The organism is Bartonella sp. TS25HLJMH (assembly GCF_042193505.1).
Lineage (GTDB): Bacteria > Pseudomonadota > Alphaproteobacteria > Rhizobiales > Rhizobiaceae > Bartonella > Bartonella grahamii.
Genome location: NZ_JBHILV010000010.1, coordinates 28,081 through 42,766, shown reverse-complemented (window position 1 = coordinate 42,766; position 14,686 = coordinate 28,081). Strand labels below are relative to the sequence as shown.

Annotated in this window: 13 protein-coding genes; 5 read left to right on the top strand and 8 right to left on the bottom strand. The window is 36.3% G+C overall.

What is annotated here, in order from left to right; genetic code table 11:
• Positions 1 to 518: 518 nt before the first annotated feature.
• From ACFINF_RS05980 to ACFINF_RS05960, 5 genes are all read left to right on the top strand, one after another.
• Positions 519 to 1,271 (top strand): transporter substrate-binding domain-containing protein, encoded by a 753-nt coding sequence (locus ACFINF_RS05980; protein ID WP_375620080.1) that lies wholly within the window; start codon positions 519 to 521, stop codon positions 1,269 to 1,271.
• A gap of 490 nt (positions 1,272 to 1,761) precedes the next feature.
• Positions 1,762 to 2,514, top strand: a complete 753-nt coding sequence (locus ACFINF_RS05975) for a transporter substrate-binding domain-containing protein (protein ID WP_375620079.1) — start codon at positions 1,762 to 1,764, stop codon at positions 2,512 to 2,514.
• A gap of 79 nt (positions 2,515 to 2,593) precedes the next feature.
• Positions 2,594 to 3,316: an ABC transporter permease gene (locus tag ACFINF_RS05970; RefSeq protein WP_375620078.1), complete on the top strand. Its 723-nt coding sequence runs from the start codon at positions 2,594 to 2,596 to the stop codon at positions 3,314 to 3,316.
• Positions 3,313 to 4,020 (top strand): ABC transporter permease, encoded by a 708-nt coding sequence (locus tag ACFINF_RS05965; RefSeq protein WP_375620077.1) that lies wholly within the window; start codon positions 3,313 to 3,315, stop codon positions 4,018 to 4,020. The genes ACFINF_RS05970 and ACFINF_RS05965 overlap by 4 nt, the downstream gene beginning before the upstream one ends.
• A 78-nt stretch (positions 4,021 to 4,098) precedes the next feature.
• Entirely contained in the window at positions 4,099 to 4,872 is a 774-nt protein-coding gene (locus ACFINF_RS05960; protein ID WP_012755053.1) for an amino acid ABC transporter ATP-binding protein, read from the top strand.
• A gap of 20 nt (positions 4,873 to 4,892) precedes the next feature.
• Here ACFINF_RS05960 and lpxB read toward each other — a convergent pair whose 3' ends face one another.
• The 8 genes from lpxB to ACFINF_RS05920 form a co-directional block, all read right to left on the bottom strand.
• Entirely contained in the window at positions 4,893 to 6,089 is a 1,197-nt protein-coding gene (gene lpxB / locus ACFINF_RS05955) for a lipid-A-disaccharide synthase (RefSeq protein WP_375620076.1), read from the bottom strand.
• On the bottom strand, positions 6,082 to 6,954 hold the full coding sequence (locus ACFINF_RS05950) for an LpxI family protein (RefSeq protein ID WP_375620075.1): 873 nt from the start codon (positions 6,952 to 6,954) through the stop codon (positions 6,082 to 6,084). Before ACFINF_RS05950 ends, lpxB begins: the two co-directional genes overlap by 8 nt.
• 2 nt (positions 6,955 to 6,956) lie before the next feature.
• Positions 6,957 to 7,781, bottom strand: a complete 825-nt coding sequence (lpxA, locus tag ACFINF_RS05945; protein WP_375620074.1) for an acyl-ACP--UDP-N-acetylglucosamine O-acyltransferase — start codon at positions 7,779 to 7,781, stop codon at positions 6,957 to 6,959.
• Between the two features lie 24 nt (positions 7,782 to 7,805).
• Complete coding sequence (gene fabZ, locus ACFINF_RS05940; protein ID WP_012755049.1) at positions 7,806 to 8,273, bottom strand: 3-hydroxyacyl-ACP dehydratase FabZ; 468 nt, start codon at positions 8,271 to 8,273, stop codon at positions 7,806 to 7,808.
• Between the two features lies 1 nt (position 8,274).
• On the bottom strand, positions 8,275 to 9,321 hold the full coding sequence (lpxD, locus tag ACFINF_RS05935; RefSeq protein ID WP_375620073.1) for a UDP-3-O-(3-hydroxymyristoyl)glucosamine N-acyltransferase: 1,047 nt from the start codon (positions 9,319 to 9,321) through the stop codon (positions 8,275 to 8,277).
• Positions 9,322 to 9,391: 70 nt separating this feature from the next.
• Positions 9,392 to 11,788 carry an outer membrane protein assembly factor BamA gene (gene bamA / locus ACFINF_RS05930; RefSeq protein WP_375620072.1) on the bottom strand — a complete coding sequence of 799 codons (2,397 nt, stop codon included), beginning with the start codon at positions 11,786 to 11,788 and terminating at the stop codon, positions 9,392 to 9,394.
• 203 nt (positions 11,789 to 11,991) lie between these two features.
• Positions 11,992 to 13,140, bottom strand: coding sequence for an RIP metalloprotease (locus tag ACFINF_RS05925; protein WP_375620071.1), 1,149 nt, complete (start codon positions 13,138 to 13,140; stop codon positions 11,992 to 11,994).
• Positions 13,141 to 13,155: 15 nt separating this feature from the next.
• Positions 13,156 to 13,971: a phosphatidate cytidylyltransferase gene (locus ACFINF_RS05920; protein WP_375620070.1), complete on the bottom strand. Its 816-nt coding sequence runs from the start codon at positions 13,969 to 13,971 to the stop codon at positions 13,156 to 13,158.
• Positions 13,972 to 14,686: the final 715 nt, after the last annotated feature.

Genomic DNA, 14,686 nt, shown 5'->3' with positions numbered 1-14,686 from the left:
ATTGAAAATTTTACTTTATAATTCTCATTATCTTTAAGGGAAGTGTATTCCCTGTCATTGCCTCATGTTTAAAAACCTTATTATATACTAAAATCTAGCAATGTCAGAATTTTACTTTCTATCTTCTCTAGATAAAATTGCAAAAGGCTTACATTAATTGCTTCTTTAAAATGCCAAAAACTTCTTATCCCTCCCCAAGTAGATTAGAATAAAAATACTTTACATTTTATCCTGTTAAGAGCTTAAATTTTCTTTGTATTTAAGTTAATAGTTTTCCTCTTAAAAATAATTTATTGATTTTTAAATAAAATTATTAAAAATCATCATATAATCAACAAGAAGTGTACTTCTTTCCTGTATTTTTTATTCCCATACTTGATAAGAATAAATCATTTTTTTATAATGATATCTAGCATAATAAACATAGATAAATTTTTTACATTGCTCCAAAAGAGCTTACAGATTATAAAAACGCATGATGGTTTCATATTTGCCAGCTTATCTAATAGGAGAACATAATGAAATTATTAGCAGGAGCTCTTATAATAAGCGCAACACTGTTTACCCTATCGGCTAATTCTCAAACGCTGAAAATTGCAAGCGATGCTTCTTATCCGCCATTTAGTTATATTGACTCAAATAACAAGCTTCAAGGGTTTGATATTGATATATCTTATGCGCTTTGTAAAAAAATGAATGTTGAATGTACTATTGTCACACAAGACTTCGAAGGAATGATTCCCGGTCTTCTTGCCAAAAAATACGATGCTATCGTTTCTTCCCTTTCTCCTACAAAAGAGCGCTTACAAAAAATTGATTTTACAGATCCCTACTACAATACTGTACTCGCTGTTATCGTTACCAAAAATTCGGGAATTAATGAAATCTCAACACAAGATTTTAGAGGTAAAAATCTTGGAGTACAATCGAATACAACACAAGCTACATATGCCGAAGATCATTACGCCTCTGAAGGAGTGAATATCAAACTTTATCCTACAGCAACAGAAGCTAATCGTGATCTTTTAAGCCATCGGCTTGATATCATTATATTTGATAAATTAAAAGCATTAAATTGGCTTGAAAATGAAGGAAAAGATTGCTGCATCCTCCTAGGAACTCTAGAAGAAACAAATTTTCCTGTTGCAATTGCACTCCGTAAAAATAATAATGATCTTAAAAACAGTTTTAATAAAGCAATAAAAGAAATTCGCGCCGATGGAACCTATGAAAAAATTATGAAAAAATATTTTACTTTCGATACCGATTAGATATCACTATGAATTAAAATTCAGGCTTTATATTTAAGGAGTATTTTTAAACTCTTTATGGGACATGGAAATATAATTGGAATTTCGGCATTTTTGTAAGAAAATTTACATTTATCAAAATAACTTTTAATTGTTCTTCGATATCTAAACATTTTATAGAATATAATGAAACCTATAAGGTTGTATTTTTATCGTATCAAAATCTAATTTTTTCTTTATGTTCAAATTGAATAGCCTTATTTTCAAGAAAAATCCTTAATTTTTACTCATGAAATGATTCAAATCAATCATTTTGTGAAAATTAAGCTATCATACAAGCAATAAGATATTTATTCTTTTTTTATCAATAAAAAGATAATTTTTTGATAATAATGTCCAGCATAATGATCTAAAATAAACATCAATAAATTTTTGAATTGCTCCAAAAAAGCTTACAGATTATAAGAACATAGTGATTTCATATTTGCCGCTTATCCAATAGGAGAACATCATGAAACTATTAGCAGGAGCTCTTATAATAAGCGCCGCACTATTCACCCAATTGGCTGATGCAAAAACATTAAAAATTGCGAGTGAAGGCACCTACCCTCCCTTTAGTTATATTGACTCAAATAATAAATTGCAGGGACTTGATATTGATATATCTTATGCACTTTGTAAAAAAATGAATGTTGAGTGTACTGTTGTCACACAAGACTTCGAGGGAATGATCCCTGGACTTATTGCAAAAAAATATGATGCTATCATTGCCTCCCTCTCTCTCACACAAGAGCGCTTACAAAAAATTGACTTCACAGATCCTTACTACGATACAGCACTGGCTGTTATTGTTACCAAAGATTCGGGAATTAAAAAAATCTCAACACAAGACTTTAGAGGTAAAAATCTTGGTGTACAATCAAATACAACACAAGCTTTCTATGCAGAAGATCATTATGCTTCTGAAGAGGTGAAAATCAAACTCTACCCTTCCACAATAGAAGTGAATCGTGACCTTTTAAATCATCGACTTGATGTGATTATTGTTGATAAATTACAAGCATTAAATTGGCTTAAAAATGAAGGAAAAGATTGTTGTCTCCTCCTAGGAACTCTAGAAGAAACAAAATTTCCTGTTGCAATTGCACTGCGTCAAAATAATAATGATCTTAAAAATAAGTTCAATAAGGCGCTAAAAGAAATCCGTTTAGATGGAACTTATGAGAAAATTATGAAAAAATATTTTACAAGTGATATCTATTAAATATCAATATGATGTTTAAATGAAACCCGCTAGTTATTTCTGAAAAATATTATCTAACTCTTTCATGAGGAACACAAGAATGATTGAAAATTTAGCATTGCTATCATTTAGCAATGGTGGATGGGGAGCGGTTATACTTTCTAGTGCAGGAATGACATTGTCATTGGCATTATGTTGTGGACTTCTAGGACTTCCTCTAGGTCTTCTAAATGCAGTGATGATTCGATCCAATATTAAGATTGCCAAAGCGATGGCACGCCTCTTTTCAACGGTATTTCGTGGGCTACCAGAGCTTTTAACTTTGTTTTTAGTTTACTACGGGTTACAAAGCCTTATTCAAAATGTCTTTGACTATTTTAATTTTGAAGTCATGTTCAGTATCAATGCTTTTGTTGCTGGTGTTCTTGCGCTTAGTATGGTTCTTGCAGCTTTTTCTTGTGAAGTTTGGCTTGGAGCATTTAATATTTTTGATAAAGGCCAATACGAAGCGGCTAAAGCTTTAGGTTTTTCACGATCAACCACATTTTTTCGTATTGTCTTCCCTCAGCTCATCCGAAATGCCTTGCCAGGACTTTCTAATAATTGGCTTACTTTACTGAAAGATACATCCCTTGTTTCAACCATCGCACTTGTTGACCTCATGCGACAAACGAACTTAGCTGTCGCTGCTACCAATAAACCCATGCTATTTTATCTTGTAGCATGCTTACTCTATTTGTTATTTTCAGCGGTTTTTACTGCAATCTTACGCCATTTGGAAACATACACTCAAATAGGCGATAAAAAGGTGCTACGTCAATGATTCCTGAGTGGCTTTATTTCCTTTTCAATCCTGATCTTTTAAGCCATTATGGACCAAAATTTATTAATGGCTTTATTGTTACTGTTGAGCTTGTTTCTATTTCTTGTTCTCTTGGTTTTTTTCTTGGTATGCTTATTGCTTTTGCACGTCTATCAAAAAATACATTTTTACAGTATTGTGCAAACGCTTATGTCTATTTTTTCCGTGGCTCTCCTTTATTAGCTCAACTCTTCCTTTTTTATTATGGACTTGGTTCAATGAATGACTTCTGGCAGCAGGTTGGTTTGTGGTGGTTTTTTCAAAACGCGTGGTATTGTTGTCTTTTTATTTTTACTCTCAATTCTGCTGCCTATCAATCTGAGATCTTTAAAGGAAGTTTTCTATCCGTAACAACTGGGCAACGTGAAGCATCAAAAGCTTTAGGTCTAAGTAACTCTGTCACATTTTTTAGAGTTATTCTTCCACAAGCAATGATTGTAGCATTACGCCCCCTAGGAAATGAGTTGATTTTAATGATTAAATCCAGTGCTCTTGCCTCACTTATTACTGTTTATGATTTAATGGGGGTTGCTAAACTCACTTATTCACGGACTTTCGATTTTCAAGTTTACGTTTGGGCTGCTCTTATCTATCTCTTTATCGTTGAACTCATTCATCGTTTTATTGTTTTTATCGAACAGCGCCTCACTCGATATTTACGGTAAATAAAATGATCATAAAAAACTTTACAAACAAAAATATTAAATTAATCAAGTTATTCATCAATGAAAGAATAAAATAAGATGAATTTGAAAAATAATAAATCGATCTCTCCCTGTAAAAACCCTGTGATCTCTATTCGAAATCTAAATAAATGGTATGGAAACTTTCAGGTCCTACATGATATCAACTTTAATGTTCAAGCTGGTGAACATATCGTTATTTGTGGACCATCGGGATCAGGAAAATCAACGTTAATCCGTTGTATTAATCAATTAGAACAAGCACAAAAAGGTTCAATCTGTATCCATAATGTTGATATCCATACCGCTCCTATACAACAGCAAAAAAATGTTCTTCGTAAGATAGGAATGGTCTTTCAGAATTTTAATTTATTTCCCCACATGAGCGTTATACAAAATTGTATTTTAGCACCTATGACAGTTCAAGGACTTTCCAAACAACAAGCACAAGAACGGGCAATTCGTTACTTAACGCATGTTGGTATTGAAAAACACTGTGAAAAATATCCTTTACAACTTTCTGGTGGGCAACAGCAACGTGTTGCGATTGCCCGTGCACTTTGTATGGAACCTGAAGTCATGCTTTTTGATGAACCAACCTCTGCTCTTGATCCAGAAAGTGTGGGAGAAGTTTTAGACGTGATGGCTCGATTGGCCGATACAGGGATCACAATGCTTTGTGTTACCCATGAAATGGGCTTCGCACGTAAAGTCTCAGAAAGAATACTCTTTCTAGAAAATGGAAAAATTATTGAAGATACAGCCTCTGAAGAATTTTTTACTAATCCTAAAAGCCAACGTGCTTGTAATTTTCTTGCTAAAATTAAATATTAATTATTAATATATTGCTTTATTTATACAATTTTATTCCTGCTTTTTAAAAGAGTGATAATTGTTTGTGCGCCAACAACTCTCGATGGTACTTCAGTTTTCATTTTCTGTTCTACCATCTCAAAGGCATCGAGTTGTGCCTGTCGTATTAAAGGATTAAACAAAAGTTGTTCTACTTGTCTTGCTAACATGCCTGGGCGTAGAAATTCATCAAAATATTCCGGTACAATAGGCTTATCAGAAATAATATTGGGAAGAGCTGCACTCCATAAAATTATTTTAGGGAAAATAAAGAATTTAGAAAAACGATCAAGTTTATAGCAAAGGACCGTTGGAATTTTAGCTAATGCTAATTCAAGTGAAACCGTTCCAGATGCTGCAAGTGCAACATCTGCTTGTGCAAAAGCACGCCATTTTGCATCTTCACCAACTACAATTTCCACTTTGCTTTTCCAGCCTTGTACAAAATCACGAATTTTATCCGCTAAACGTGGTAAGGTTGGTAAAATAATACGTAAATGAGGAATACGTTTTACAAGAATCTCTACTGTTTCTCGAAAAATAGGCATTAAAGAACGAATTTCTAAATTGCGTGATCCTGGTAAAATAACTAATGTAGGCGATGATGTTTGTGTATCAATCAAATTTCTTTGTTCTAATTGGCATTTTTTTTCTGACTGAACTATCAAAAGGGAAGGATATGTCAAAAGACGATGTCCAACATAAGTCGTGGGAGGACCACCCAAATCTTGCATAATCTTTTCTTCAAAAGGAAAAACCGCTAAAACATGGTCAACAAACTTGCGCATAGCTTTAGCGCGCTCTGGACGCCATGCCCAAACGGTTGGTGCAACATATTTAATGATAGGAATAGAAGGCGCTAAAACGCGCACCTTTTTTGCAACACGATGCGTGAAATCAGGACTATCAATAATAATGAGGCAATCAGGTTGTTCTTGTGCAATAAATTTGGATAAATTGCGAATATGTAGCAACAATAATGGTAGTTTTTTCAATACCTCCTTTAAACCTATTAAAGCAATATCATGGGAATCAAAAAAGCTTTTTAAACCTAATGCCTTTAAATGCCTCCCCCCAACACCAATCAAATGAATATTGCATCCTGTTTGTTGTGATAAACAAGAAATTAAATCGGACGCAAGTAAATCACCAGATTCCTCCCCTGAAATCACAGCAATCTTTAAAAAACAATTATTCATGACCAAACTTTTCAAATGTCTCTATAAATAGAGAATATTTGTTGGCTTTTTCTATTGTTGTTTTCACCGATAATATTAGACTTCTATTTGCCTCCACCGCAACACCAGATAAACCACTCTTTGCAATATTCATTATTGTCGCGGGCCCAATTGATGGTAAATCAACGCGATTATCCTGTTGTGGTTTTGCACATTTTACAAGAACGCCACCTTTAAGGGGAATTTGCCCTCTTTCTCGCATTTCACAAACACGCCACAACATATTATCAGTTCCCTCAGCGCCCTCCAGTGCAACCACCCTTCCTTGGACAACGACAACGGCTTGCCCGATATCTAATTGACCTAACAGCTTTGCTGCTTCTGCTGCTAAAAAAATATCTTTTTTTTCTTTTCGCGTAGCACGCCGCACTGTTAAATCAAACTCTACGGGAGCTAAAAGATCTGCGACTATCTCGTGAGCACCAACAACACGAAAACCATACGTTTCAATAATCCGTATAAAAGTTTTTAATAACGCATCATCCCCTCTCTTCAAAGCTCCGATTAACTTAGGGAGAGCTAAAAATGTTGTCCAGTCCAGTCGCAATTGTTTAAGAAGTGGGCGCTTTTTCACACCACCTGCCAAAACAACATTATAAACTCCAGCCTCTTTTAAGATTTTAACGAGTCGCGCTAACTCCACAATTGATAGCTCGCAATGCTCATAGCGATAAAGAACAGAATCTGCCTCACCACGCAAAAGAACAAGAAAAGGATTCTCTCCATTCTTCTCAAGAGCCTGCGCAACAGTAATCGGTAGAACACCATTTCCTGCTATAATAGCAGTACGGCCGGAAAGAAAACTTCTGGCTCCCCACATAGGCATTTTTAATCCTTACGTTCTTTTACTCTATCACCTTCAAATTTTGGTGTACAATAAAAACGTTTTCCTTCTTCCTTAATAAAATTAACTATATCAAGAACAGACTGAGAAGAAGAATAGAAAGAAGCAACATCACTGACACGCTCTTTAAATGGTTTGCTATGATCAAAAAGCATGGCAACCGCATGACGGAGTGCATGAATATCTTGACGCTCAAGTCCTGCACGCTTCATGCCGATAATATTGAGGCCAGCAAGTTTTGCCTGTACCCCAACAGCTGTTCCATAGGGAATGAGATCACCAACCAATGCCGATACACCACCAATAAATGCATGATGCCCAACACGAACAAATTGATGCACAGCAGCACCCCCACCAATAATCACATAATCACCAATAATAACATGACCAGCTATCATCACATTATTTGCGAATGTTACATGATTCCCTACATGGCAATCATGAGCAATATGCGCATAACAAAAAAATTGGCAATTATCACCAACAACTGTCATTCCTACACTCGAATCGGAACCCCTATGCATTGTTACGCCTTCACGAATCGTGCAGTTTTTACCAATCGAAAGAGTCGTAGCCCCTCCCTTATGTTTATTATTTTGCGGATCTGCTCCCAAAACTGCATGAGAAAATACTTTACTCTTGGCTCCTAACGTTGTCTTCCCCATTATCACAACATGACTCATCAAACTGCATCCATCACCAATAACAGCATCTGAACTAATATGACAAAACGGTCCAACTTGTACATTCTCACCAAGCTGCGCTCCATTCTCCACAAGAGCAGTTGGATGGATTTTCGTACCGGACATTTTTAAATTCCCATCAAATATCTTTTATTCTTGTTCGACAATCATCGCAGCAATTTCTGCTTCAGCGACGCGGACATCTTCTACTTTTGCAACGCACGAAAAACGTCTCATACCAGATCTTTTTTTCAAGAGCTGAACATGAATCTTGAGCTGATCACCAGGCATAACCGGCTTACGAAATTTTGCATTATCAACCGTCATAAGGTAAACTAAATTTGTTTGCTTATTACCTAAATTTAAAAGTGCTATTGCTCCTGCTGTTTGTGCCATAGCTTCTAAAATCAAAACTCCAGGCATAACAGGCTTCGCGGGAAAATGTCCCGTAAAATGCGGCTCATTAATCGTTATATTTTTAATACCAATCGCTTCTTGCTCACCATCAATATCAACGATACGATCGATTAATAAAAATGGATAACGGTGCGGTAATATTGATAATAGTTTTTCAATATCGACAGCCTCTAAGTTTTTAGTCTTTTCACTGCTGATCATATCAGCGTTTCTCCTTTTTAACTTTTCCCATACTGCGCAACGTCGCTACTTCACGAAACCATTGTTTAAATGGTCGCGCTGGACTACCTCCCCATTTTTCGCCATCCGGAATGTCATTCATAACACCACTACGAGCAGCAATCTGAACACATTTACCTATTATGATGTGATCGGCTACTCCAACACCTCCGCCAAGCTGAGACATATCTCCTATCGATGTACTTCCCGCAATGCCACATTGAGCGGCAATAAGACAATAGCGGCCAATTTTTACATTGTGGGCAATTTGTACAAGATTATCAATCTTGCTTCCTTCACCAATAACAGTATCTTGAAATGTCCCACGATCAATTGTCGTGTTCGCACCAACTTCTACACCATCCTCAATAATAACGCGACCAAGCTGTGGAATTTTCTCGATTCCAGAAACGCCCCCAACATAACCAAAACCATCTTGCCCAATGCAAACACCAGGATAAAGCTGAACCTTATCACCTATTATAGAACACTGAACTGTTACCTTAGGAGCAATATAGCAGTCACATCCAATACGGCAATTTTCACCGATAACAGCTGTGGATGAAATAAGAGTTCCTGCACCAATCTCAACATTTCTACCAATAACAGCTCCCGCTTCAATACACACATCATGTGCTAACTTAGCCGTTGGATGAATATGCGCATGCGATGAAACCCCCTTCGATCCTAACCACGGCATTGGCTTGACAGAATCTGGAAACAAAATACGACCAATCTGAGCAAAGTCACGCTGTGGTGTGGATGTTACCAAAATTGCCATAGTTTTGGGAACTTTAAAAACAATCTCATTCGTACAAAAAACAGCAACAGCGGAACTGTCCAGTAAAGCATCAGAAAACTTCCGATGCTCTACAAAAACAAGAGAACCTTCCACAGCACTCTCAAGTGAAGAAAGAGTATTGATAACTTTATGAGAAAACTCTGGATTAAGAAGCTTTGCACCCGTCAACTCAGCAACATTTGCAACTGTCAATTGCCGGGACGGCGTAAAAAAAAATGTATCCGCCATCAAAACACTTTCTCTCCCAGCTTAAGCTATTCTCTTCTCTTCAAGTTTTTCCTTCTTAAAATCGCTCAAATCAGAACTTCGTAGAAATACCAAAATTCAATTGTTGCAAACGATCACCTTCCTGCTTCGTTATTGGCCAAGCATAATCAAAACGCAAAGGACCAAACGGAGAATCCCACATCAAACTCACACCTGCAGATGAACGCCAAGCACTTTTGGTATTGGTAACAGACGGTTCACCCTTAAAAACAGCTTTATAATTATTGCCATAAAGCGTGGCAATATCCGCAAATAAAGCACCGCGCAACCCGAACCCTTCAGGCACAACAGGGATAGGAAACTGTACTTCAGCAGTCGCATTCATATATGTCGTTCCCCCCAAGAAATAAACCTCACCTTTACTGGAAACCTGACGCGGACCTATTCCATTATATTTGAACCCTCGAATCATATCAGTATTCGCTTTAAACATATCGAAAATACGAACACCATCTCGGCCCATTCCGTGGATATAACCACCCCCAAAGGAAAGCAAACCAACAATATCTTTCTGGTCAGAAAGGGTCTTGTACACCATCGCCTTACCCGTGGTCTTCAAAAACTTTGCACTTCCACCAAGCCCTGCATATTCCTGAAGAAGGTGCACGTACCACCCATCATGGGGGGATCTCATATCATCAATCGTATTATAGGTGAAACCATAACTAATTGATGAACGTTTCCAAGGACTTTGTTTTGCAGCTTGAACAATCGCACCAGAATATTTCCCATATAATTCTATTACGTCACTCTCTTTGTCAAAATCATACTCTCCACCAAAATCATATTCTTCTTGCACATAAGAATAAGCTACATTAGCAGATAATTGATTATTAATAGGTAACGAAAACCGCAGCGATCCACCTGTCTGTCGTACATCATAGGCCTTATCAGCACGATAAGTACTACGAAAAACATCAACGCCAGCAGATAAACGATAACCTAAGAAATAAGGATCAACAAATGATAAATTATAATTACGAGATTTTTCTTGCCCCGCACCTAATCCTAAACGAACATATTGACCACGTCCCCCAAGATTACGTTCAGTAACAGAAACTTCAAGTGACATACCAGGACTTGTTCCCCCTGTTGTATACCCTCCAGAAAGAGAGAGATCTCCTGTTGAAGCTTCAACGACATCTATTACCAAAATAACTTGGTCAGATTGATCTGTGGGAACCATTGAAATATTAACGGCTTTGAAGAAACCTAAACTTTCTAGACGACGTTTTGCCCGCTGTAATAAAGTTTGATTGTAAGCATCCCCTTCGTTTAAATCAATCTCACGGCGAATGACGTAATCACGCGTTTTCTCATTGCCACGTATATCAATACGCTGAATATAAGCACGTGTCCCCTGTTCAATATTATATAAAATTGAAATTGTATGATTTGCTAAATTACGATTTCCCCGCGGTTCAACTTTAGCAAAAGCATATCCCGAATCAGCAACCTTGTTATTAATAATTGCAACAGACTGTTCAATATCTTCTGCACTATAGACATCACCTGGCTGGGTTTTAAGCACCCTTTTCACAGATTGAACGTCAATTCCATCAACATCACTTTCAACCTGAATATCACTAATTTTATAGCGCACACCCTCATCAAGAACGAAAGAAATTTTATACGTATTGCTTGCTGCATCAAAAGTCGCTTTAGAAGAAACTACGCGAAAATCTGCATAACCACGATTATAATAAAAGCGACGTAAAGCTTCTTCATCAGCAGCGAGACGCTCTTCACTGTAAACATCACCTCCCAACAACTTCGAAAAAATTCCTGAAGTTTTTGTTGAAATCACATCACGCAAACGGCGACTTCCAAAGACACTATTTCCCTTGAAAGTGATATCACCAATCTTTGTTTTTTGCCCTTCAACAACATTAAATACCACATTAACCCGCCCTTTTCCAAGGTTAATCGTTTGAACGTTGACAGTGATATTATTACGACCAAGAGTTTTATAAGCTTCACGAATTGTATTTATATCAGCAGAAAGCTTAGCAGAATTAAAAGGCTCATTCGGTTTTAAAGAAATAAACCGCTTAAGATCTGGGTCTTTAAAAGATTTATTTCCCTGAAACAATATCTGATTGACAACCTCATATTCTTTTACGAATACAACCAATTTATCACCTACCGGATTTATTTTAACATCATAAAATAAACCCAATTCGAAAAGATTCTTCACAGCATTATCAACATCAGCACTGGAAACCCCTTGTCCAGCCTTAATCCCCATATTGTCTCGAATCGCCTGAGAACTTACAAACTTATTCCCACGAACCTCAATAGAACGGACTACAGATGCTTGTATTTCTCCAACCGCAGCAATTGACATAAAAACCGTTGCTGGGGTAATCATCCCCATTTTTAACACCAATACAGATGCTGCATTTAAAAACTTTGAATTTGTAGTCATTGGCTTTTTTACCTTACTCTTGTTCCTTGGACATGATGCCTTAAAAAGCTAACTGCCATAACAACCTTTTTACAGCGAGACTTTTCATTCCTTAATTACTCATTATAATGTACGACGCCACAACATTTTGCAGACATGGTAAACAACCTTCAATTTGTTTTCGCTATTATTACTCAATTTATAAAGCGTTTTCCATAATTTAATTAGCTAAACCAACAAAAATAATCGTTAAAAAAGACAAAGATCATAAAAAGGAGAAGAATGGAAAAACCTAAACGAAAAATAATTCCTTGGATTTTAGCAGATATTTCCCTCCCAGTAATGACCTCAATGACATGCAATAAAAGATGCCCACCATCAAGCGGTAGAATCGGAAAAAGGTTAATAAGCCCAACACTTATTGAAAGAAAAGCTGCCAAATTCAACAAAGAGACAAAACCTGTCTCGCTCACTTTCCAAGCAATTTTAACGGTTTTAGAAGGTCCACTTAGCCGACAACGGTCCTCTTTTCCTCCTATTAAACGACTCATAAAAAGAACGGTTTGAGTGACGATAAACACAGTACGGTCTGACGCTTCTCTTACAGCTGTTACAAAACCATAGCGAATATGTTTTATATAAGTTGGATCTAAATGTGCAGGATTATTTAAATCAATAGGAACACCTACACCTATCATAGCACTTCGTGTTCGATTACCAAATCCATCATCTCGCTCAACGATTTTCGGAGTAATCACCGTTGTAAAGAATCGCCCCATGCGTTCTATTTTAAACTCTATGGGTTCTCTTCCGTGAAAAGCCACATAATTCATCAAATCTTCAAAACTTTCAACCCGTCGTCCATCCATTTCAACAAAACGATCACCTAACTCCAAACCAGACTGAAGAGCAGGGCTATCTTTTACCAAAGAACCAACAACGGGCTCAATAGCTACACGACCATAGATAAAGAAAAAAAATGTTAGAATAACAACAGTAAAAAGGGCATTGAAAAAAGGACCGGCAAAAACAGTTGCTGCTTTTTTCCAAGCATGCGCACTAGCAAATGAACCGTCAACAATCAGAGATGATTGGGATGATACCGTATCATTTTTTTTCTCATCCCCAACAAACTTTACATACCCTCCTACGGGGATAAGTGCTAAGCGCCACTTCGTGCCATGCTTATCTTTATAACTCGCTATTTCTGGCCCAAATCCAAGCGAAAAAACTAACGCCTTAATACCACACCACCGACCAATGAGATAATGCCCAAATTCGTGCACAAAAATGATAATCATAATGATGAAAAGAATACTCAAACTTCTTAAAAGAAAATCACCCATAGTGACGATATAATTTAAAAGTCCCAAACTACCTTCTCCCAATTAGATCATACTAAAAAGATTAAAAGGTGCATCCATATCAGACATAAATGAACCAATTAAATAAAGAAGAAAAGCTGCCCCTACCAATCCATCTATACGATCCATAAAACCACCATGTCCAGGCAATAAAGAACTAGAATCTTTAACAGAAAACCGTCTTTTGAGCCATGATTGTCCTAAATCACTCAATTGTGAAACAATTGACAAAACAAGTGTAAGGAGTGGCACAAAAAAACTTGCTAAATTTATATCAAAAAATCCAAAAGCAACCCATATACCACCGAAAACTCCGACAAATGTACCACCAAGTGCTCCTGACCATGTTTTATTAGGAGAAAATTGTGGTGCTAATTTAGGTCCCCCTAATGCACGTCCGATAAAATACCCACCAATATCTGTTCCCCACACTATCGTAAATAAGAAAATAACAACTTGGAACCCCAACATTTCATGATCCCGTAGAAAGCATAAAGCAACAACAGGAAAAGATGCATATAAAAAACCACAAAAAACCCAACCACTCTTTTTTATAGATATAATAGCCAACACCGCAGCCAAAACGATTAAAACACAAAAAATCAATGAAGCAGATACACTCAACACTAAAAAAAAGCCAAAGATCAAATAAAAGGTACCTGCTAATATTTTTTGTAAAATACACCATTTCTCTTTAGTAATACTCATCCACTCATAAAGAACAAAACCGCCAATACACCATACAAATAAAAAAAAGGAGATTCCTCCCAACCATGTTAGATACAATGCAATAAAACCAAACACAAAAGCTGTCAGAACACGATAAACCAAATTAGACAAAACAACATCCAAACAATAAAAATAGAAAATACAAGCTCTAAAATTGACGTAAGAAAAACCTCCCTACGCAATATTTTTATTTCATACTTGTATAAATTTCCCTTATAATTTATCATAAACAATTTAGTTTACCAAGATAGCGCTTATGAGACAAATAATCAATGAAAACAGCTTCGAAAATCTCCGTCAAGATTGATCCTAAAGTATTTTTTTTTAATATTTTCTCAAATATAAAATGAAAAAGCAGCTACCTATGCCCCATATAAATTAACTAATATAGGTTTCATATAAAAACACTTCTCTATCAAATATTCGTCGTAAAAAAACGAATTACACCATATAGCATCTGCTTCATCGATTATACTCACATGTTTTATAATGGAAAATAAGAGAAAGGTTAGGTTTGTTTTTTTGTGTTATATTCTTTCCCCAACCCTCATCTTAGAATATTTAAATAATTTCTAAGAATGCTTTCATTATGCTGTTTAACAAAGACATGCTAAACTGAAAGCCCTCACCACGCTGCTCAATAGCGTCTTCCAGCAAAGGACATGATTTACCACGCAGATTAAAAAATTAAAACATCTGCCCTTTCAAATCAATCTCTCCCATATCAAAATGATAAAATACCTTCCTGCATCACACCTTGTTATCACAGAGCACACCACTTCCCTTATCTATAGATAATAATTTACAGGCTGGGAGTAAACATCCT

Excerpts from the sequence above, each read along its gene's own strand:
- ACFINF_RS05980 (WP_375620080.1), top strand. The coding sequence starts at position 519 with ATGAAATTATTAGCAGGAGCTCTTATAATAAGCGCAACACTGTTTACC.
- ACFINF_RS05975 (WP_375620079.1), top strand. The coding sequence starts at position 1,762 with ATGAAACTATTAGCAGGAGCTCTTATAATAAGCGCCGCACTATTCACC.
- ACFINF_RS05970 (WP_375620078.1), top strand. The coding sequence starts at position 2,594 with ATGATTGAAAATTTAGCATTGCTATCATTTAGCAATGGTGGATGGGGA.
- ACFINF_RS05965 (WP_375620077.1), top strand. The coding sequence starts at position 3,313 with ATGATTCCTGAGTGGCTTTATTTCCTTTTCAATCCTGATCTTTTAAGC.
- ACFINF_RS05960 (WP_012755053.1), top strand. The coding sequence starts at position 4,099 with ATGAATTTGAAAAATAATAAATCGATCTCTCCCTGTAAAAACCCTGTG.
- lpxB (WP_375620076.1), bottom strand. The coding sequence starts at position 6,089 with ATGAATAATTGTTTTTTAAAGATTGCTGTGATTTCAGGGGAGGAATCT.
- ACFINF_RS05950 (WP_375620075.1), bottom strand. The coding sequence starts at position 6,954 with ATGCCTATGTGGGGAGCCAGAAGTTTTCTTTCCGGCCGTACTGCTATT.
- lpxA (WP_375620074.1), bottom strand. The coding sequence starts at position 7,781 with ATGTCCGGTACGAAAATCCATCCAACTGCTCTTGTGGAGAATGGAGCG.
- fabZ (WP_012755049.1), bottom strand. The coding sequence starts at position 8,273 with ATGATCAGCAGTGAAAAGACTAAAAACTTAGAGGCTGTCGATATTGAA.
- lpxD (WP_375620073.1), bottom strand. The coding sequence starts at position 9,321 with ATGGCGGATACATTTTTTTTTACGCCGTCCCGGCAATTGACAGTTGCA.
- bamA (WP_375620072.1), bottom strand. The coding sequence starts at position 11,788 with ATGACTACAAATTCAAAGTTTTTAAATGCAGCATCTGTATTGGTGTTA.